We start from the raw sequence: 19,789 nt of genomic DNA on the forward strand, positions 1-19,789 counted from the left end.
ACACTATCGAGCGCTGCCTATGTTCGGATTCCCCGCCATGCGAGAAGGCGCATCGCATTGGCGGTGACGAGAACGGTTGCGCCGGTATCAGCAAGGATCGCGGGCCAGAGCCCAGTAATCCCGAGCACGGTCGTTACGAGGAAAACGGCTTTCAGCCCAAGCGAGATAACGATGTTCTGCCAGATGTTGCTCATCGTCAGCCGCGACAGGGACACCATGTTCGCGACGTCTTTCACCCGGCCATGCAAGATCGCAGCATCCGCCGTTTCGAGCGCAACGTCGGTTCCACCGCCCATGGCAATGCCGATGTCGGCGGCGGCAAGCGCGGGCGCGTCGTTGATGCCATCGCCTACCTTGGCTACAAAACGGCCTTCCCGCCGCATTTCGCCGATCATCCGCTGCTTGTCCTGCGGCATCAGCTCAGCGCGAGCTTCCATTCCAAGCGAAGCGGCGATGGCTTTCGCGGTACGAGTGTTGTCGCCGGTGAGCATGACAGAGTCCGCCCCGAGTTCGCGCAGAAGCGCGATACCCTCTTTTGCGTCCTCGCGCGGTTCGTCGCGCATAGCGACCAGACCGGCAATCTCTTTGCCGGCAAGAAGCACGGAAACTGTCTTGCCTTCATCGTTGAGCGAGGCGATCCGGGCGGCAAGCGCGGCATCGATCTGAACCTCCTCTGCGGCCGCACGGGGCGATGCAAGAAACAGCTTTTCGCCGTTGAGCGTGCCAACCACTCCTTTCCCGCCAACCGCACCGGCCTCCGACGCAGTGGTCAGCGGCACGCCTTCGCTGTCAGCTTTTGCAAGGATGGCGACGGCAAGAGGATGGCTCGATCCCACCTCGAGCGCCGCCGCGAGACGCAGGGTCTCCCGTTCATCCCTTGCGACACCGATGATGTCGGTCACCTTCGGTTTGCCTTCCGTCAGGGTTCCGGTCTTGTCAAAGGCGACCCGGTTTACCTTGCCGAGATTCTCCAGCACCGAGCCGCCCTTCATCAGCAAGCCACGTCGCGCGCCCGCTGAGAGTGCGGCGGCGATTGCCGCCGGTGTCGAGATGACCAGCGCACACGGGCAACCGATCAGCAGGACCGCAAGGCCGCGATAGATCCACGTGGCCCATTCCGCGCCAACGACTAACGGGGGAATGATTGCGATCAGCGCAGCCACCACCATCACGCCGGGCGTGTAATATCTGGAGAAGCGGTCGATGAAGCGCTCGGTCGGGGCCTTGGTCTCCTGCGCTTCCTCTACGAGAGTGATGATACGGGCAATCGTGTTGTCGGCAGCAGCGGCCGTAACCCGCACCCGAAGCACGCCTTCCTGATTGACGGTACCGGCGAATACGTTGTCGCCTTCTTCCTTGCGCTTAGGCACCGACTCGCCCGTAACCGGCGCCTCGTCGACAGCACTCTCACCCGACAACACCACGCCGTCAGCCGGCACACGATCGCCGGGACGCACCAACACGATAGCGTCGACCGTAAGGCTCTCGGCCGGGACGGTCTTCGTCGCACCGTCTATCTCGAGCAGGGCCGTTTTAGGCATCAGTGTTGCAAGAGCGCGAATGGATGCTCGCGCGCGCCCGGTTGCAATGCCTTCGAGAAGCTCACCCACGAGGAACAGGAAAACGACAACCGCCGCCTCCTCGGACGCATCGATGATCACGGCGCCTACGGCCGCTACCGTCATCAATGTCTCGATCGTGAACGGGCTGCCGTTCAACGCGCCGAACAGGGCACGCCGGGCGATGGGGACGAGCCCGACCGCCATGGCAACGACGAAACCCCAAGGCTGCGTCTGGGGGTAAAGCTGTGCAAGGCCGAAAGCGATCGCCAGCGCGGCCCCGCATAATATGGTCAGTCGCGCCTTGGAGGATTTCCACCATGGCCCGTCAGAAGGTCCGTGATCGTGCCCGTGCAGGCCCGCGAGAGCGTCCGACTGGCCGGTGCTCTCACTCGAATGATTGTGAGTTCCCTCGGCATGATCATGGTCGCAATCGGGGCCGTGACGATGCACCGCGCCTTCCATTGCGACGGGAGAATCCGTCGCGGTAATCGGGACGGTCTTGTATCCGAGGCTACCAATCTTTTTGGCGAGTGCGTCTATGTCAATGCGGTCGCCATGGGTCACGGTCATTGTTCCGGCCACAACCGAAACCTTGACGTCTGCGACGTCGTTGAGGCGACGTACAGCAGTGTCGATCTTCGTGGCGCAGCTTGCGCAATCCATGCCCTCGACCCTGAAGCGGGTCTGGCGTTCAGCAGCACTCATGGCTGGTCTCCTGTCATACAGGAGCAAATTTATAAAACCTCAGGTGGCTGGAGGGTCAAGCACAATTATCGATTTGGTGCGGCTTGTTGACTTTTACCGACAGGTCCGTGAATTGGCAGATTTAATAGAGAAAGCGTGGGGGCATTTTGTCTGTTTGCCGTCGTCGTCTGGCCGACTTCTTCATTCCATTGGTCGCTCTGGCGCAGGTTATCTATTTTGGAGCCCAGCTCGGTTCGCACCTGCTTGCCCGTGATTTGTGGGCAGCGGACATGGCGAACTTTGTTCGGCCACACCTTCTCGCTGCGGGAATAGGGCTGTTTGCAACTGGCCTGCTGTTGCCATCCCGGCTAACGCGGGTGGGCGCTGTGATCTCATGTCTTGCTGCTATTTTTCCGTTCGTCTTCCTGCCCGCCCCGGCCAGCGAAAGCGACGGCGTTCGGTTCACGATTGTTTCCGCTAATGTCCTCTCGGACAATCGCAACCCACGACCGTTTCTCGCCATCGCGGAAGTCGCTTCGAGCGATATCATCGTGCTTCAGGAAGTGCGTCCCGTCTGGCAGGACGCGCTGGTCGACAGCGGATTATGGCGCTACGAAAGCAACCGCGACCTTCGGGCAAATACCGACATGAAGGTGTTCAGCCGCTTTCCGATCGTCAGCGAGGAGGTTGTCTCACCAGCAAGCCGTGACACGGGAGGCCGGCACCCGCTCAGGCTCGAGCTCCTGATCGAAGGCAGGCCGGTGGTTCTCTATGCTGTTCACGCGCAAACTCCGCGGAGGCCATCGATGTGGCGAGAGCGGGCCGCGTATTTTCGCGATCTGACACAAGCGCTACAGTACGAAGATGGTGATGCAGCTGTCATGATCGCTGGAGACTGGAATATGCCACCCTGGTCGCTCTTTTTTCAGGACTTTCTCGCAGAAACTGGCTACCGCACTACGGAATCCGCGTGGTGGCCAGCACCTACGCGATTTAGCACCCGCTTCGGCAACATACCCGCGCTGGGCACACCGATCGACAGGATTGTCATCTCGCCTAATATGGGGCTTGTCAGCCTCAATCTCGGACCGCGCTTTCAATCGAACCATCTTCCGGTTATCGCGCGGCTTTCTCTCCCCTAAATTTGGGTCCTGTTTCGCTTGATCAAACGGTTGCCAGGAAAAATCTCGTGCGCTCGCGAATATTGTTGTCTCTGCTGGCCGGTACCGCTTCCACCATTGCAGTTACTATTGCCGCAAATGCCATGCCGACCGGCGTCTTTCTGTTCCATCCTGGTGCCACGGCTCCTAGCGCAGACGAATGCCGCAGTCTTACTGTGCGTGTCCGGCCCTCCGTGGAAAAAGCTGAGGCGTGGTACTGGGGACGCGCGCCGTTCGGCTCGGATTTGGAGTTCTACATGTTCCTGAGTCAAACAAGGATGGAAACGACGTTTTCGGCCGAAGGCGACTACGACACGGGCGAGCTTCGCAATCTGCAAACGAAAGGCGATGAGACCACCTTTGACCTGATACCCGACGAACATCCCGCGGAAATCATAAGGGGATCGATCAGGCAGAGCGGCGACGGGTCGGTGCTTGCCATTACGCTATATGGCGTTCCCATGAGTGCGGCCGAAACGGACCGAGTTACGTATTACTGCAGCTTCGATGCGGACACGCAAACCTGATGGTCAGTGTTCGGTTGTGCAGAGATCGTGGTTCGCGAGCGATCTGATGACATAGCAATCCTTCATATGGCCATCGTGACACGTGCCGACCATCCGGGCGAGTTCGTGCTCGAGTCGCGCCAGTCGGTCGATCTTGTCACGAACCATATTCAGTTGGCGTACGGCAATCTGATCGGCATCCTTACACGGGCGCTCGGGATGAGCGCTAAGATCGAGGAGTTCACGGATAGCCTCAATAGTGAAGCCGAGATCACGTGCATGCTTGATGAACGCCAGGCGTTCCCCGTCCGACGGTTCAAAACGGCGCTGATTACCCTCCGTCCGGTCTGCGGGCTTCATCAAGCCCATTTCCTCATAGTACCTTATGGTCGGGACCTTCACCCCTGTCTGCTTTGACAGCTCTCCAATGGTCAGCAAACATTGTCTCCTTTTTCATTCTCAGCCCAGACTCATGTCCTCCCCGCCGCTCTGCAACAGGGCATATTGTCCGACGCGCTGAACTATTTGTGATCATCGTCAGTGAACGCAGACCTGTATCTTGGGCAATCCTCCGATTGGGCAATCATGAAGCCAAACCTGTACCACCTCCTCCTGACCGTAGCTTTGGTTCCCGGTTTTACAGCTGACGCCGGTGCTCGGGAAATTCAAGTATCGCACGAGAGTTCATCGCAAGTGCTTCAGATCGAGCATGCAGAGGTGCTCATCTCCTCCGCAGATACTTCGTCGTCGACGATGTATCTGACGATATGGAACGGAACGACATCCTCCGAAAATCTTGTCAGTGTCGAAAGCGACAGCTTCACCGGCTTTAGGGTTTCCAGAAACACCTTCGGCCGGCGTGAGCGAATAAGCAACGTTCTGACGATCCCCGGCCATGCCGAGCTGAAGATGGTGGAACCGGGAATTCATCTGGCGCTTGACGGATTTGTCGCCAATCCACTCCGGCCAAATACCATTCCAATCACATTACGCTTCGAAGGCGGCGGCTCCATCACGATGAATGCCAAAATTGTGCAGGACAAAGGAGACCTGACCCACCATCGTCATGGCGAACAAGATACCCCGTTCAAGTGATGCGCGATGACCGTAATCGGTCGGTAAATGCAACGCTAAAAAGCGCAGATAGATTTTCAAGACATTTGAATCTAATTTATCATATTGATTTTATTTGATTTTTCCCGCTTTCGCATAGGTTGTCTCCGTCAACAATCGGAGAGGCCGAGCAATGAGGATTATCTGGGGCGCAGCAATTGTTTTTCTCATGCTTTGCTCAGCAGCGCTGGCAAGCGCAGCGCATTACAATCCCACGCAATCCGGTCGCAATAACATGACGACGTTTGGGGTAACCTCGGTACCGTACGGCTACTATGACTACTGTCAGCGTTACAGTGATCGCTGCGCACGCCGGGCGGGCGGCACGATGATCGAACTGACGCGACCCGCATGGAGCGACATCGTTCGCATCAATGCTGAAGTGAACAGCATTCCCGCCTTCACGGACATGGAAATCTACGGCGTAGAGGAATTCTGGGAATACCCGACCAGCGCAGCGGATTGTGAAGACTACGCCCTTCTCAAACGCCAGCGACTGAACGAAATGGGCTATCCGCTGGGCGCGCTGCTGCTGACGACTGCACGAGATGCCAGAGGCGGCGGTCACGCTGTACTCACCGTCGTCACTTCGCTGGGAGACTTCATCCTCGACAATCTTGAACAGAAAGTTCTGCTGTGGAGCGACGCGAAGATCTACTTCCTCAAGCGCCAGTCTCAGCGCAACCTCAACCAGTGGGTGAGCCTGCGCACCGACGAGGAACTCCTTATATCGTCCGGCAACAGCCAGGCGCCTTCCACAGCTGCGACAAATGTGAAGAAGTAAACGGCGAAATCTCCGTATATCATCTCCATGGAATTGTGACCGAGAACCAGACACGCCAGAGCAAACACCAGTGTCAGAGCGCCGTAAGCGGCGACACCCGCAGCAAAGAACGAAAATACATAAAGCAGCATTAACTGGACCGCATGTCTCCCAAGACTGCGGTCCATTGTTTCACGGGAGAATGGAACCGACCATTCAAAGCTGGGTGATCCAGATGTTACCCCTGCGTCGACACCGCTACAGGAGGACGTGTCTCGACTCGTATGTGATACAGGCTGAAGCTGAACACAGCGGCGATGAAAAGGACGAGCCCGAGAAGCACGACCATGTTCATTTTTGATCGGCGGCGAGTGAGTCGCTGCGTTTCTTCACTACTCAGTTGTTCCAAAATCTTAACCGTTCCAAATTGTTAAGAAACTCCCCAAGCGGAGTTTTTCCCTTTAAACCTCGTCCGATGCGAGTAACAGGCGGGCCGCTGCGGTGATGTGTCGCTCGCGGATTTGTCAGGCGCAACGGGTCATTAACTATGATAGCTACAGAATACGGATGGTGTTCTCCGTCGCTTGGCGGATCGGGTCTGGTTCTGTTTCATGCTGTATGCGCTCAAAGCAATTTCTATCGGCCTTGTTGTCATGTCGCTCAGCGGTTGCGTCTCGAGTGTGCTGGATGTGGACAATAAGGCTGCCCAGCCTATTCCCGCCTCCCTCGTCGCCGAGATGTCAAGAAAGTCGATGTCTCCCGCATCGCCGATCCTTGTCCGCATCTTCAAACAGGAGAGCGAACTGGAAATATGGAAACAGGATCGTACCGGCAAATACGCTCTCCTGAAGACGTACCCGATGTGCCGATGGTCGGGAAGACTTGGTCCGAAGACCCGCGAAGGCGACCGTCAGGCACCAGAAGGATTTTATCACGTCAATGCGGGAATGCTGAACCCCACGTCCCAATATTACCTGTCGTTCAATCTGGGCTACCCAAACCGGCTTGAAGCGGCATTGGGGTATTCGGGCGACGCTCTGATGGTGCACGGCGCCTGCACCTCCTCAGGATGCTATGCGCTAACAGATGATGGGGTCGCCGAGATTTATGCAGTTGCGCGCGAGGCATTGAAGGGCAGTCAACAGTCCTTTCAGGTTCATGCATTTCCATTCCGCATGACGCCGCAGAACATGGCGAAGCATCGCGAGGATCCCAACTTCGCATTCTGGACCGACCTGAAGCGCGGCTATGACAGCTTCGAGGTCACCCGTCGTCAGCCAAAGATCTCTTCTTGTGACGGCCGATATGTTGTCGATACGGAATTTGAAGGCGGCGAGCCACGCAACCCTCTGGCTGCCTGCCCTCCGCCCGTCAATTCGCCTCATTCAGAGATAGCCGGGCGCACACAGACTGACTTACGGCAAGCTGACCTTCTGGTTTCAAGCGGGAACGCGTTGTCCGCGCATTCTTATGTAGACGGCGGGATGCATCCAAGCTTCCGCCGGCTGCTGGAGCGGAACGGTCAGGATGCGTTGGCTAAGCGAACATCACCCCGCTCTTCTGTGCCTGTCAGCCGACCCGACGCAGCGCTCGCGGATCCGCACTCTCCGGACGAGTGACAGATATGTTGCGTGGCTTTCTGACATTGCTGACCGCTCTATTGCTGACCCTGCATTTGAGCGCTGCCGCGTCCATCGCAGCACCGGCAACAGACGGGCGCAGCCTGGTTTCATCAGATCTCTTCATAAATACTGGAGAAAGCGCCGAAATCTCTGCGGTCGACGACAACAATCCCGCGCCGGAACCCCTCCCGTCATCCTGTCACGATCATTGCGCCAAACTGATGGCCTACTCCGCATATCCCTCGGTGCCATCAACTGTCGAACCATGCAGGGATTTTGGCGAGTTCCGCTTGGAGTCAGCCGGCATTTCCGGCTTACTCCGACCTCCCCGATAGCAAGACGCAAGGGGTGTGAATACGACGGCGGGCAAGCCTTTGACCGTCGAGCAATGTATCGCACTTCGCCCTTCAGTACGACCGCTAATCGCGGCGATATTGTCAGCTATAAGGAGCGAAGCTTTGAGCTCGAATTATCAAGACGTGATGCTATCGCGTCGCAAACTTCTCACTGTGGCTGCGGCTGCGACAGCAACTGTGGCTCTGCCAGGCTGTGCGACAATCCAGGTTGCGCCAGCCACTCCCGAACCCGAAAAACCTGCTGTAGATGTCGGATATGCCCGGATGTATGGGGCGATGCCGGAGGAAGACTACCCAATCCCTGCTGTCGATTTAAGCAAGGTGAAACGTCGCTTCTATCGTCAACTCGTCAACGATCCGACCGGCGAACGGCCGGGGACGATTGTCGTCAACACCTCCGCATTCCACCTCTATCTCGTGCTGCCCGATGGGAAGGCGATGCGCTACGGCGTGGGGTTGGGGCGTCAGGGTTTTACATGGTCAGGGTCTGGCGTCATTCAGTACAAGCGGCGCTGGCCGCGGTGGACTCCTCCTGAGGAAATGATTGCGCGACAACCAGAACTGGAGAAATACAGCGCAGCCAATGGCGGCATGAATCCAGGGCTTAACAACCCGCTCGGTGCACGCGCGCTCTATATCTTCCAGGACGGCGTGGACACGCTTTATCGAATTCACGGCTCGCCGGAATACTGGACCATCGGCAAAGCCGTATCGAGTGGATGCGTCCGGCTGATCAACCAGGACATCATCGACCTCTATAATCGTGTTTCGACGCCCGCGCCGGTGATCGTCCGCGGCAGTTCGACCGCTTAGATGTCAGCACGAAAAATCACTTGAACCTCTAGCGGGCAGAGCTTGTAGCCTCCGGCTTTCAAAAGGATTCACCCATGAAACGTCGCACTTTTCTCATCGGCACTTCAGCCATGGCGCTGGTTTGCGCTGCATCGCCACTAGCATTTGCACAGCCAACCGAGCAGGAGCTTCTCGAGCCAGGGGCCCTGCCGGACAAGACATTCGGCACCGACGATGCACCTGTAACTATCATCGAATACGCGTCTCTGACCTGCCCGCATTGCAGAACATTCCATATCGACGTCTGGCCCGGCCTGAAGGAGAAATATGTCGATACCGGAAAGGTGCGCTTCATCATGCGCGAATTCCCGTTCGACCCGCGCTCCACCGCCGGCTTCATGCTGGCGCGGTGCGCGGGCGACGAAAAGTGGTATCCGACCCTCGATCTTCTTTATCGAACCCAGGAGACATGGGCCCGCGCCTCAGACGGAACAGGCGCCATGAAATCTGTCATGGGCATGACCGGCATGGACGAAGCCGCGTTCGAAGCATGCCTTCAGAATGAGGAACTGATGCAGCAGGTGCAAGCGGTTGCAGAAGTTGGGCGCGGCTTTGGCGTCGATTCCACCCCTACGTTCTTCATCAATGGCAAAATGTACAAGGGTGCTCTGAGCGTCGCGCAGTTCAGCGACACCATCGATCCGCTACTTGCAGCGTCGGGCCAGTAGGGACGCAATCAGATGACAATCTTATTTTCCAACTCTTCAAGAAGCCTGCGTCGGATCGCCCTGTCTCTTCTGATGACCACGGCATGCAGTTCGGCATTCGCACAGTCGGAAGACGTTGTCGCCCGCGTGAACGGTAGCGACATAACACGTGCAGACGTCGCGGTGGCTCAGGAGATGTATGGTTCCCAACTCGGGACCATGCCAGACGATGCCAGACTCTCTGTTATCGTCGATACGCTGATCGAAATGCGGATCATTTCCGACGCAGCGAAGAAAGCAGGTATCGCAGATCAGGACGAATACAAGCGCCAGATGCAGTTCTTTGAACAGCAGACACTGCGGGCCAATTTCATGGAGCAGAAGGCCGCTGAAGCCGTTACCGACGACGCTATCCGCCAGATCTACGATCAGCAGGTCGCTTCGATACCGGTGGTTACCGAGCGACGGCTGCGCCATATCCTGGTGGCATCTGAAGACGAGGCGAAGCAGATCATCGCTGCTCTCGGAGAAGGGACCTCCTTCGCCGACCTTGCCGCCAAGAGCTCCCTCGATGCCGTGTCGAAAGTAAACGGCGGAGATCTGGGCTTCGTCCCCGAGGGGCAGACAGTACCGGAAGTCGATGAGGCGGCCATAAGGCTGAAGACAGGCGACTACACCAAAAAGCCGGTGCGCTCTCCATTCGGGTTTCACGTCATCAAGCTCGAGGAGAGCCGCGACAGGCCGCCACCCGCCTTTGAGTTGGCCGAACCGCAAATTCGTCAATCTCTGAAGGCTGCCGAAGAACGTCGGATTTCAGTTGAGTTGCGGGCCACAGCAAAGGTCGAGAAGCTCGTGCCGGATGTTAGGGCTCCGCAGGAGGATGATGGCCATGACCATTGACCGTCGGGCGTTCGGCTTTGGCCTTCTGGCTGCCGCTGCGGGTTCTCTCACGCCGGTCAGCGCCTTCGCAAATGCTCGCCCTGTTAAAGTTGAGCCGCGTTTCCTTCCCCAACGAGTCAGGCACACATTCTCGGAGCCTATCGGGACAATCATCGTCGCGCCGCGTGAGCGGTTTCTGTACCTCCTGGAAAGCCCAACCCTGGCACGCCGTTACGGAATAGGGGTCGGCAAAGCCGGGTTGGCGTTCAAGGGTAGCGCAATTATCGAGCGCAAGGCCAAATGGCCCTCATGGCGCCCCACACAAAACATGATCAAGCGAGACCCGCAACGCTATGCCAAACACGCAGGCGGCGTTCCAGGCGGCCCGAACAACCCCCTCGGCGCGCGCGCTCTCTACCTCTATCGAAATGGACGCGACACCTACTACCGCATCCATGGTACCAATGAGCCATGGACGATCGGCAAGGCGGTGTCGAACGGATGCATCCGCATGCTCAATGATCACGTCCGGGAACTCTATGAGCTAACGCCCATCGGGACGCGCGTCGTGGTAGTGTGATGGATCGGTACGTCCTCGTCATCGGGGCGGGCCAGGCCGGTCTTGCCGCAGGCTACCATCTGCGCAGGGCCGGCCTTCCATTCATCATCGTTGAGGGAAGCAACCGTGTTGGCGACGTGTGGCGTCACCGATATGACAGCCTCACTTTGTTCACCACACGCCAGTTCAGTACGTTGCCGGGATTGCAGATTCCGGGCAACCGCGACCGCTATGCCCATCGAGACGATTTCGCTGAGTATCTCGAAGCTTATGCCCGGCACTTTGAGCTTCCGGTCAAACTGGGATCGTACGTATCGCGACTGGCCAAATCTGCCGATGGTTTTGAAGCGACCCTCTCAAATGGCGAGATCATTGCTGCATCCGAGGTACTAATCGCCACAGGATCATTTCAGGTTCCGATTGTTCCTCCCATCTCAGCGGAGATGGGTTACGAAGTGCTCCAGCTGACAGCAGCAACATTCCGTAACTGCAATCAGTTGCCTGACGGGCCCGTCCTGGTAGTCGGAGATGGAGCAAGCGGACGCGACATTGCGATCGAATCCAGGAAGCGCCAACCCGTCTTTCTCTCCGTTGGCAAGCCAAGAAAGCTGTTGCCAGAACATATTCTCGGAAAGTCGATCTGGTGGTGGCTCAACCTTGTTGGAGCATTGGAAGCACCCGCGACATCTTTCCGCGGCCGAATGGTGAGGAAAACCGACGCTTTCCCGGACAGAAATCTGCGGGACGAGGTGTTACAGAAACGTGGCATCAGGCTCATGAGTCGACTCGTAGGGGCTGAAGCAGATGTCGTGAAGTTTTCTGACGGAAAAGTCGTTCAGATCCGCACGGTGATCTGGGCGGTGGGCTATCGGGATGAAACAGATTGGGTCGACATCAAAGGCGCGGTTGATGCCAAGACCGGTTTCCTCCACACAGAAGGCGTGTCTCCGGTTAAGGGCCTCTACTTCGTAGGGAGGCCATGGCAGCGCGGTCGCTCTTCCGCTCTGATTATGGGGGCGGGGCCCGACGCCGCGTCAGTGATCCGCAAACTGATGGCTGATCACTGACGGGCATGAGGACATGCTTGTCGTTCCATGACGTAATTGTCAACAAATCTACGATAAGAATGAATTTGTGAAAACGTCCGCACGGCACAAGTGCGCGGGTTCCCGGCGGAAGGCTCCTACAATCCCGGCAGAGTGCCGCATCCGTGACAAACCGTCTCGCACAGCTCACCGCGATTGATCCCCCCGTGCCATTCTGCTTCACTCTTTTCAGAAATTTCTGAAAAGAGTGAAGCAGAGAGCCATGAACCTGTCCCCGACCATCCAGTCGTTCGTCCTTCATTTCGGGGAGATGGGCAGCCGCTGGGGCATAAACCGCACGGTCGGGCAGATTTACGCCCTGCTTTATGTTTCACCGAAACCGCTATGTGCGGATGCCATAGTGGAGGCGCTCGGCATCTCACGCTCCAACGTCTCGATGAGCCTGCGCGAGCTTCAGGCATGGAACCTCGTGATTCTCCGCCACGTGCCCGGCGACCGGCGTGATTTCTTCACCGCACCCGAAGACGTCTGGCAGATTTTCCGTACGCTGGCCGAAGAGCGCAAGAAGCGGGAGGTCGATCCGACCCTGTCGGTGCTGCGCGACCTTCTGATGCTTGAACCCGTCAATGACGACGAGCGCTATGCCCGCGTGCGCCTGTCCGAGATGCACGGCCTGATCGAACAGGTCACCAACTGGTATGACGATGTCAAGAAACTCGATACCGGACGGCTCGCATCGCTGCTGTCGCTCGGCTCGAAGGTCACGCGGTTTCTCGATGCGCGCGACAGGATCATCTCGATAGGACGCGGCCGCCGAAAGCTGGACAATTGATGAGCGGTTCGCGGACCCTGAACGGGCACTCCACGGCAACCGCACGCGCCGGCGCTGGTGCGGGTGACGCACCCTTGCGCACCGACGGCCCGGACGTAATAGCGGCGACGACCAGTCTTCCCCGTTTCGCCACATTCCTCCAGCTCTCAGCGTCGCTGCTGTGGATTCCCCAGGCAGCAGCGATCGCTTTCGCCATCGGCAACGTAGCAAATGCCGCTTCTGCACGCGCTGCGATATTGCCGGCTCTCTGCGTCTTAGTCCTCGGTGTTATGCGCGCAGCGCTCGAGCGCGCAGGCGCCACCCGCGCCTATGATGCCGCCCGCGCCCACCTCTCGACCCTGCGCGCCCGCGCCGCAGCCGCCGTTGCAACCCGTTCCCCACTCGATGCCTCCCGGCCTTCGTCCGGTCTCGTCGCCAGCACGCTTACCGAGCAGGCCAACGCCATCGTGCCCTATCTGGCAAGGTTCCAGCCGCTACGCATGCGCGCCGCCGTGGTGCCGCTGGTCATTTTCGGCCTCGTCTTCGCCTTTTCATGGGTAGCTGCCCTCGTGCTGCTGATGGCCGCGCCTGTCATCCCGATCTTTATGGCGCTGATCGGCTGGCAGGCTAAGGCGGTCAGCGAAAGGCAACTTGCTCGCTTAGGCGACATGAATGCCTTCCTGCTCGACCGGCTGCGCGGGCTCGCTACCATCCGTGCCTTCGAGGCGGTGGATGCTACCGCGCTGCAGTTGCGCGCCAATGCCGAAGACCTGCGAGCCTCCACCATGGTGGTGCTACGCGTCGCGTTCCTGTCGTCTGCGGTTCTGGAACTGTTCGCTGCGCTCGGCGTGGCGCTGGTCGCCGTCTATATCGGCTTCCATTTCCTTGGAGAACTGAATTTTGGCGCGTGGGGAGAGAAACTCACGCTGGCGCAGGGCCTGTTCATCCTGTTGCTCGCACCGGCCTTCTTCGAGCCGCTACGCGACCTGTCGGCGGCCTGGCACGACCGCGCCGCTGGGCAGGCCGGATTGGAAGCTCTCGAGCGCAACACGCACGGCGGCACGCAAATCGTCGGCAATATCGAAAGCATGGCCGGCGGATCATCAGGCCCGCTTTCAGTCCAAGTTGATGGCCTTGCCTTTCGTCATGCCGGATCTGCGGTCGATACCTTCGCTGATTTCGACCTATCCATCCGTCCCGGGGAACACGTCGCGGTGATGGCGCCCAGCGGTGGTGGAAAATCCACACTGCTGGCCCTTGTCGCGGGCCTCGCATCACCCGATGCGGGCACAATCCGCCTCGGCAGCAAGCCTTTGAATCATGCGAATGCCGCCCGGCTGCGCACCCGAATCGCATGGCTTGGCCAGCCGCCTCATATCTTTTCAGGCACGCTTGCCAGCAATATCGCTCTCGGCAGACCGTACCTTCGCAAGCCCGAGATCGCTCGGGCGCTGGAAGTCGCACGGCTTGGCGATGTGGCCGCGCGGCGTGGCTCTGCCCCTATTGGTGAAAATGGCGATGGCCTCTCCGGCGGCGAAGCCCTGCGCCTGGCACTGGCGCGCGCGGCTGCCGGTCCGCGCCCCGGGCTCATTCTTGTCGACGAGCCGACCGCACATCTCGACCGCGAAACCGCCGACGAACTCACCGAGCGACTGATTGCCGTGGCGCAGGGCGCCACGCTTGTCGTTGCAACGCACGACCCCGCGCTGGCCGTGCGCATGGATCGTGTCGTCCGGCTTCCCGCCATCGACGCGCCGACACAGCAGGTGCCCGCATGAGGCGGCTCTCCAACCTTCGTCCTGTCGTTGCGCTGTTCTGGGGGGACGATCGACACATGCTCGTTTACGGCGTGCTTCTGTCGCTATCCACCGCGCTCGCCGGCATAGCACTGCTTGGCCTGTCAGGCTGGTTTATCGTCGCAACATCAATTGCCGGGGCGACATCAGCCACCGCGCTCGCCTTCGATGTGTTCATGCCTTCAGCGGGCATCCGGTTGCTGGCCATCAGCCGCACCGCCTCCCGTTACGGCGAGCGGCTCACCACCCACGATGCGACACTGCGCGTTCTGGCGCGTTTGCGGGAGACCGTGTTTCGTGGCTATGCCAGTGCAAGGGCGGCGCGCAGTCTGGCGGCCAACCCATCGCGTATGCTCTTCCGCCTGACAGTCGATATTGACGCACTCGATTCCCTGTATCTGCGCGTGATCTCGCCAGTTATTGCCGCCGGTATCGCGGCGATTTTCGTTGCGGTCGCTCTTGCCTTCGTACATTCGGTGCTCGGCCTTGCCGTCGGTGTCGCGCTCATGGCTGGCGGTCTGGGGCTTCCTTTGCTCGTGTCTCGCCGTGCCGCCGCATCATCCCGACGGCGTGCCTACGCGCTTGAGGTGCTGCGATCACGCTCTATCGATCTTGTACGCGGTCAGGCCGACCTGGCCATGGTCGGCCGTCTCGGCGCGCATCTGCGTGCGATCGAGGCCGCTGATATCCGTCTGGGTGAAGCCGACCGGGCACTGAACCGGGCGGAAGCAGACACGGGCTTTGGCCTCGGCATGCTCTCGGCGGTACTGCTTTCCGGTGTCCTTGTCGCGGCCGCCTTCCTCGCCGAAGCCGGCACCATTGGCGCGCCCGGCGCCGCGTTCGCGGCGCTGCTGGTGCTCGCCAGCCTGGAGCCTTTCGGCCTGCTGCGCAGCGGCGCGGTGGAATTCGGCCGCACAGTTCAGGCCGCGGCGCGGCTTGCCCCCCGGCTGGAGCCCGATCCGGCGCGCCGACCTACGCAAGAAGGCGAGCCCGCCAAGGCGGCTGTGGCGCCTGACATTGCGGTCCGGCTCGACGATGTCGAGATTCGCCATCCCGGCGCTGGTCTGCCGGTCCTGTCCGGCGTCACCCTTACCATTCGTGCCAGCGAGAGGGTTGCGCTCGTCGGCGCCAGTGGAGCCGGCAAGTCAACGTTTCTATCCCTGCTTGCCCGCGAATTGACGCCGGCAAGAGGCGTCGTGCTCGCCTGTCGGCTGGCCGTGCTCACCCAGCGCACCGAGCTATTTCGTGACACGCTGCGCGGCAACCTTGCAATAGCCCGGACCAGCGCAACCGACAAAGAGCTGCTCGAGGCTCTGAGTCAGGCCGGTCTTGCCGACCATGTCGCGTCTCTCGCAACTGGGCTCGATACGATGCTAGGCGAAGGTGGTGCGGGGCTGTCGGCCGGGCAGGCGCGGCGGCTTGCACTGGCGCGACTTCTGCTGCGCGATCCGCCGCTATGGCTGCTCGACGAGCCGAGCGAGGCACTCGATGGCGAAACGGCGCGTGACCTGCTGGCGCGCTTGCACGCCTGCGCAAGAGGTCGAACTGTACTCATCGCAACACATTCACGCCGCGAAGCGGACCTGGCCGATCGCATCCTCGTGATGCGCAACGGCCATATCGTGGCCGACATTGCGCGCGGCACAACCGAATTCAATGCAGAACTTTGCCAACTGAGGCCCGATTGAAAATGACCTGCCGGAGCCAGTCATGGAACTGAACATTGTCGACCTGTCGCGGCTGCAATTCGCACTCACCGCACTGTACCACTTTCTCTTCGTGCCGCTCACCATCGGCCTGTCAATCCTGATGGCGATCATGGAAACAGTCTATGTCATGACCGGCCGCGACATCTGGCGCCAGATGACAAAGTTCTGGGGCACCCTGTTCGGTATCAACTTCGTGCTCGGTGTCGCCACCGGCATCGTGATGGAGTTCCAGTTCGGCATGAACTGGAGCTACTACAGCCACTATGTCGGCGATATATTCGGCGCGCCGCTGGCCATCGAAGGCCTGATGGCCTTCTTCCTTGAAGCCACCTTCGTCGGCCTGTTCTTCTTCGGATGGGACAAGCTGTCGAAGCTCGGACACCTCGCCGCGACATGGGCCGTGGCGCTCGGGTCCAACTTCTCGGCGCTATGGATTCTCATCGCCAATGGCTGGATGCAGAACCCGGTCGGATCCGTCTTCAACCCGCAGACCATGCGCATGGAGGTGGAGGACTTCTACGCCGTTCTTTTCAACCCCGTTGCGCAGGCCAAGTTCGTTCACACCGTGTCGGCGGGCTACGTGGTGGCCTCGGTCTTCGTATTGGGCGTCTCGGCGTGGTATCTGCTCAAAGGACGGCACATCGCGCTCGCCAAGCGCTCGATGACCGTCGCGGCTTCGTTCGGACTGGCCTCGTCGCTATCCGTCGTGGTGCTGGGCGACGAAAGCGGGTATCTCTCCACCGAACACCAGAAGATGAAGCTCGCGGCCATCGAGGCGATGTGGCACACTGAGCCGGCCCCGGCCGCCTTCACCATCGTCGGCCTGCCCGATCAGGCCGAGCGTAAGACACACTATTCCGTCCAGGTTCCATGGGTTATGGGCCTGATTGGCACCCGCTCGCTGACAACGGAAATTCCCGGCATCCACGAACTGGTCGAACTGGCCGAGACGCGGATCCGGCAGGGCATCATGGCCTTTGATGCACTCCAGTCGATCCGAGAGGCGGGCAGCAGCGCGGCCATACCCGCCGAAGTCGCTGACCGCTTCGAGGATACAGGCCAGTATCTCGGCTACGCGCTGCTGTTGCGGCCCTACCTCGATGACCCCCGCGAGGCGACGGATGAACAGATCACCCAAGCTGCGTGGGATACGGTTCCCAATGTTCCGACGTTGTTCTGGTCCTTCCGGATCATGGTCGGGCTCGGGATGTTCTTCATCCTGCTCACGGCCACCTTTTTCTACCTGTCTGCGCGCCACCAGCTCGACCGCTATCCGTGGCTGTTGAAAGTCGCCGTCTTCTCGATCCCGCTGCCGTGGATTGCAGCCGAGGCGGGCTGGATCGTCGCCGAGGTCGGGCGCCAGCCATGGGTGATCGAGGGCGTTCTACCAACCGCCGCCGCCGTCTCCGATCTAGGCGCGACGACGGTGCTTTTCACCATTGCCGGCTTCACGGCCATCTACACAGTGCTGTTCATCATCGAGATGACGCTGATGCTCGCCGCGATCCGCAAAGGCCCCGAAGAAGACCACGAGCCGGAGCAGAAGCTCCTGCCCGAAGCGCTCGAACCCGCGGAGTGACCATCATGATCCTGCACGAACTCATCGACTACGAGACCCTGCGCCTGATCTGGTGGCTGCTGCTGGGCATCCTCATCATCGGCTTCGCTGTGATGGACGGCTTCGACCTCGGCACCCAGACGTTGCTGCCCTTCGTGGCACGCACCGATATGGAGCGCCGCGTCGTCATCAACGCCGTCGGCCCGGTCTGGGAAGGTAATCAGGTCTGGCTCATCCTCGGCGGCGGCGCGATCTTCGCCGCATGGCCGCCGCTCTATGCCGTGTCTTTCTCCGGCTTCTATCTCGCGATGTTCGCCATCCTCGCCGCTCTCATCCTGCGCCCGGTCGGCTTCAAGTACCGGTCGAAGCGCGACAGCCACCGCTGGCGTAACGGCTGGGACTGGGCGCTCTTCGTGGGCGGGATCGTGCCGGCGCTGATCTTCGGCATCGCCGTCGGCAACGTGCTTCAGGGCGTGCCCTTCCGGCTCGGTCCCGATCTGCGCATCTTCTATGACGGCACCACCCTGTTCGAACTACTCAACCCGTTCGCGCTGCTTTGCGGCCTGCTCTCCGTTGTCATGCTGACGATGCACGGCGCGTCGTGGCTGGTGCTCAAGACCAGCGGCGCAGTCGCCGACCGCGCCCGTCGCTTCGGCACATTCGCCGCGACGGGCACGATCGTTTTGTTCGCGCTCGGCGGCCTTTGGGTCGCAACCGGCATCGATGGTTTCCGTTTCGTCTCGGAGATCGTCACCGACGGCCCGTCCAACCCGCTCGCCAAGACAGTCGAGCAGGGTGCTGGTGTCTGGTTCACCAACTACACCGCCCATCCATGGATGATCGCCGCACCGGCCCTGGGGTTTGGCGGCGCGCTACTGGCGCTGGCGTTGCTGGCGCTGCGCCGCGAGGTTCTGTCGCTTCTGTCGAGCGGCCTGTCGGTGCTCGGAATCATCGCCACGGTCGGTCTGGCGATGTTTCCCTTCATCCTACCCTCCTCGATAGACCCGCGCTCCAGCCTCACTGTCTGGGACGCCTCGTCCAGCCACCTGACGCTGTTCATCATGCTGGTCTCGACAGGAATCTTTCTGCCGATCATCGCGCTCTACACCACGTGGGTCTACCGCGTGCTGTGGGGGAAGGTGGACGAAAAGCAGATCAGCGACGGCTCCGGCCACGCCTATTGAGTCGCATCGGGCCGGAAAATCGGGAAACCGATTTTCGGTTGAATCCGATACGCAAGTAAAAGAAAGGAGAACCATCATGTGGTATTTCGCCTGGCTGCTCGGCCTGCCGCTCGCCGCCGCCTTCGCCGTCCTTAACGCCATGTGGTACGAATTGATGGAAGACAATGAGAAATAGGATACGTCGTCTTGAACGACCTTCCCAGTCAGCGCCTATTAAGTCCCGGCGGAATTATGAGGAATGATGCGCAGTGCAAAAGCGCACAATCTAGAGATATCTAGCAAGCGGTATAATGATGCCCAACATGATCGGCTGGTGTAGCAGGTAGATTGTCAAACTGTGCCTGCCCATCCAGGCCAGCTTGTTGCCGTGCCGGCCGGCAGGCACGAGGCGGTCGAGCGCGTATTCTTTCCCTTTGTCGACCAGAACTTTTGCGCCGGACATACCGATGAGGGTAATGCCAACCCACGGAAAGATCGGTACGAAATCGTTGCTCGGCGGTACGTTTTGCGCAAATCCAATCCAGGCAAGCCAACGTGTGTCAAAGAGTTCCGACTGCCATAAGGAAGGAACCACCAGCATGCCAACGCCAGAAGCAAGGCTTAGCCACCAAGGCGTACGCTGGAATAATGTACCAACTAACGTCGCAACGGCGATCGCATGCAAGATGCCGAAGTAAATGAACGTTGCCGGAAAAACATACCAGGTCACCAGCGTAATGGCCGCGGCTGCGACGCCAATTTTCGTAAGTCGAAGCAGATAGGCGCTCGGCCGGAACGGAGAGCGAGAGGAGAGGGCGAGGCTGACTCCGACCAGCATCACAAAGCTTCCGGCTAGAACACGCCCGAAGCCGAGCCAGAGTGGATGGTATGCGACGCCCGAAATGAAGCCAGTAAATTCCAGATCCCATACGAAGTGGAACAGCACGACGCCCGCGATTGCCAGACCGCGCCACGCATCGACCATATAAACACGGGCTATCAC

19 protein-coding genes are annotated in these 19,789 nt (G+C 59.6%); 16 read left to right on the forward strand and 3 right to left on the reverse strand.

Annotated features, from left to right (window positions below):
* Positions 1–17: 17 nt before the first annotated feature.
* Positions 18–2,267 carry a heavy metal translocating P-type ATPase gene (locus tag ABDF71_RS12660; protein WP_094514313.1) on the reverse strand — a complete coding sequence of 750 codons (2,250 nt, stop codon included), beginning with the start codon at positions 2,265–2,267 and terminating at the stop codon, positions 18–20.
* 146 nt (positions 2,268–2,413) lie between these two features.
* Between ABDF71_RS12660 and ABDF71_RS12665 the strand changes: the two genes are divergently transcribed.
* Positions 2,414–3,388 carry an endonuclease/exonuclease/phosphatase family protein gene (locus ABDF71_RS12665; protein WP_235819904.1) on the forward strand — a complete coding sequence of 325 codons (975 nt, stop codon included), beginning with the start codon at positions 2,414–2,416 and terminating at the stop codon, positions 3,386–3,388.
* Positions 3,389–3,435: 47 nt separating this feature from the next.
* Positions 3,436–3,933: a hypothetical protein gene (locus ABDF71_RS12670; RefSeq protein ID WP_192800269.1), complete on the forward strand. Its 498-nt coding sequence runs from the start codon at positions 3,436–3,438 to the stop codon at positions 3,931–3,933.
* Between the two features lie 3 nt (positions 3,934–3,936).
* Here the strand turns inward: ABDF71_RS12670 and ABDF71_RS12675 are convergent, their stop codons facing one another.
* Complete coding sequence (locus ABDF71_RS12675; protein WP_094514312.1) at positions 3,937–4,350, reverse strand: MerR family transcriptional regulator; 414 nt, start codon at positions 4,348–4,350, stop codon at positions 3,937–3,939.
* A gap of 102 nt (positions 4,351–4,452) precedes the next feature.
* Here ABDF71_RS12675 and ABDF71_RS12680 point away from each other — a divergent pair, with 102 nt between their 5' ends.
* The 14 genes from ABDF71_RS12680 (at position 4,453) to cydX (ending at position 18,982) form a co-directional block, all read left to right on the forward strand.
* The gene (locus ABDF71_RS12680; protein ID WP_143851076.1) at positions 4,453–5,007 is read left to right on the forward strand and encodes a copper chaperone PCu(A)C; all 555 of its coding nucleotides are present in this window, start codon (positions 4,453–4,455) and stop codon (positions 5,005–5,007) included.
* Positions 5,008–5,158: 151 nt separating this feature from the next.
* Positions 5,159–5,809, forward strand: a complete 651-nt coding sequence (locus tag ABDF71_RS12685) for a transglutaminase-like cysteine peptidase (RefSeq protein ID WP_094514309.1) — start codon at positions 5,159–5,161, stop codon at positions 5,807–5,809.
* 590 nt (positions 5,810–6,399) lie between these two features.
* A complete protein-coding gene (locus ABDF71_RS12690; RefSeq protein ID WP_036589040.1) occupies positions 6,400–7,407 on the forward strand; it encodes a L,D-transpeptidase family protein in 1,008 nt (335 codons plus the stop codon).
* A gap of 485 nt (positions 7,408–7,892) precedes the next feature.
* The gene (locus tag ABDF71_RS12695; protein WP_036589038.1) at positions 7,893–8,579 is read left to right on the forward strand and encodes a L,D-transpeptidase; all 687 of its coding nucleotides are present in this window, start codon (positions 7,893–7,895) and stop codon (positions 8,577–8,579) included.
* A 74-nt stretch (positions 8,580–8,653) separates the two neighbouring features.
* Positions 8,654–9,286, forward strand: coding sequence for a DsbA family protein (locus ABDF71_RS12700; protein WP_036589035.1), 633 nt, complete (start codon positions 8,654–8,656; stop codon positions 9,284–9,286).
* 12 nt (positions 9,287–9,298) lie between these two features.
* Entirely contained in the window at positions 9,299–10,165 is an 867-nt protein-coding gene (locus tag ABDF71_RS12705) for a peptidylprolyl isomerase (RefSeq protein ID WP_500061604.1), read from the forward strand.
* On the forward strand, positions 10,149–10,724 hold the full coding sequence (locus ABDF71_RS12710) for a L,D-transpeptidase (protein WP_196244982.1): 576 nt from the start codon (positions 10,149–10,151) through the stop codon (positions 10,722–10,724). The genes ABDF71_RS12705 and ABDF71_RS12710 overlap by 17 nt, the downstream gene beginning before the upstream one ends.
* Positions 10,724–11,770, forward strand: coding sequence for a flavin-containing monooxygenase (locus ABDF71_RS12715; protein WP_036589031.1), 1,047 nt, complete (start codon positions 10,724–10,726; stop codon positions 11,768–11,770). The genes ABDF71_RS12710 and ABDF71_RS12715 overlap by 1 nt, the downstream gene beginning before the upstream one ends.
* A 241-nt stretch (positions 11,771–12,011) precedes the next feature.
* The gene (locus ABDF71_RS12720; RefSeq protein WP_158194152.1) at positions 12,012–12,581 is read left to right on the forward strand and encodes a GbsR/MarR family transcriptional regulator; all 570 of its coding nucleotides are present in this window, start codon (positions 12,012–12,014) and stop codon (positions 12,579–12,581) included.
* Positions 12,581–14,338 (forward strand): thiol reductant ABC exporter subunit CydD, encoded by a 1,758-nt coding sequence (gene cydD, locus ABDF71_RS12725; protein WP_158194153.1) that lies wholly within the window; start codon positions 12,581–12,583, stop codon positions 14,336–14,338. Before ABDF71_RS12720 ends, cydD begins: the two co-directional genes overlap by 1 nt.
* On the forward strand, positions 14,335–16,044 hold the full coding sequence (gene cydC / locus ABDF71_RS12730; RefSeq protein WP_036589026.1) for a thiol reductant ABC exporter subunit CydC: 1,710 nt from the start codon (positions 14,335–14,337) through the stop codon (positions 16,042–16,044). Before cydD ends, cydC begins: the two co-directional genes overlap by 4 nt.
* Before the next feature lie 22 nt (positions 16,045–16,066).
* Positions 16,067–17,644, forward strand: a complete 1,578-nt coding sequence (locus ABDF71_RS12735) for a cytochrome ubiquinol oxidase subunit I (RefSeq protein ID WP_036589023.1) — start codon at positions 16,067–16,069, stop codon at positions 17,642–17,644.
* Between the two features lie 5 nt (positions 17,645–17,649).
* On the forward strand, positions 17,650–18,807 hold the full coding sequence (gene cydB / locus ABDF71_RS12740) for a cytochrome d ubiquinol oxidase subunit II (RefSeq protein WP_158194154.1): 1,158 nt from the start codon (positions 17,650–17,652) through the stop codon (positions 18,805–18,807).
* A 76-nt stretch (positions 18,808–18,883) separates the two neighbouring features.
* Entirely contained in the window at positions 18,884–18,982 is a 99-nt protein-coding gene (gene cydX / locus ABDF71_RS12745; protein WP_009452654.1) for a cytochrome bd-I oxidase subunit CydX, read from the forward strand.
* Positions 18,983–19,072: 90 nt separating this feature from the next.
* Here cydX and ABDF71_RS12750 read toward each other — a convergent pair whose 3' ends face one another.
* Complete coding sequence (locus ABDF71_RS12750; RefSeq protein WP_244953680.1) at positions 19,073–19,789, reverse strand: heparan-alpha-glucosaminide N-acetyltransferase; 717 nt, start codon at positions 19,787–19,789, stop codon at positions 19,073–19,075.

Source organism: Ochrobactrum sp. WV_118_8, assembly GCF_039631535.1.
GTDB classification, from domain to species: domain Bacteria; phylum Pseudomonadota; class Alphaproteobacteria; order Rhizobiales; family Rhizobiaceae; genus Brucella; species Brucella anthropi.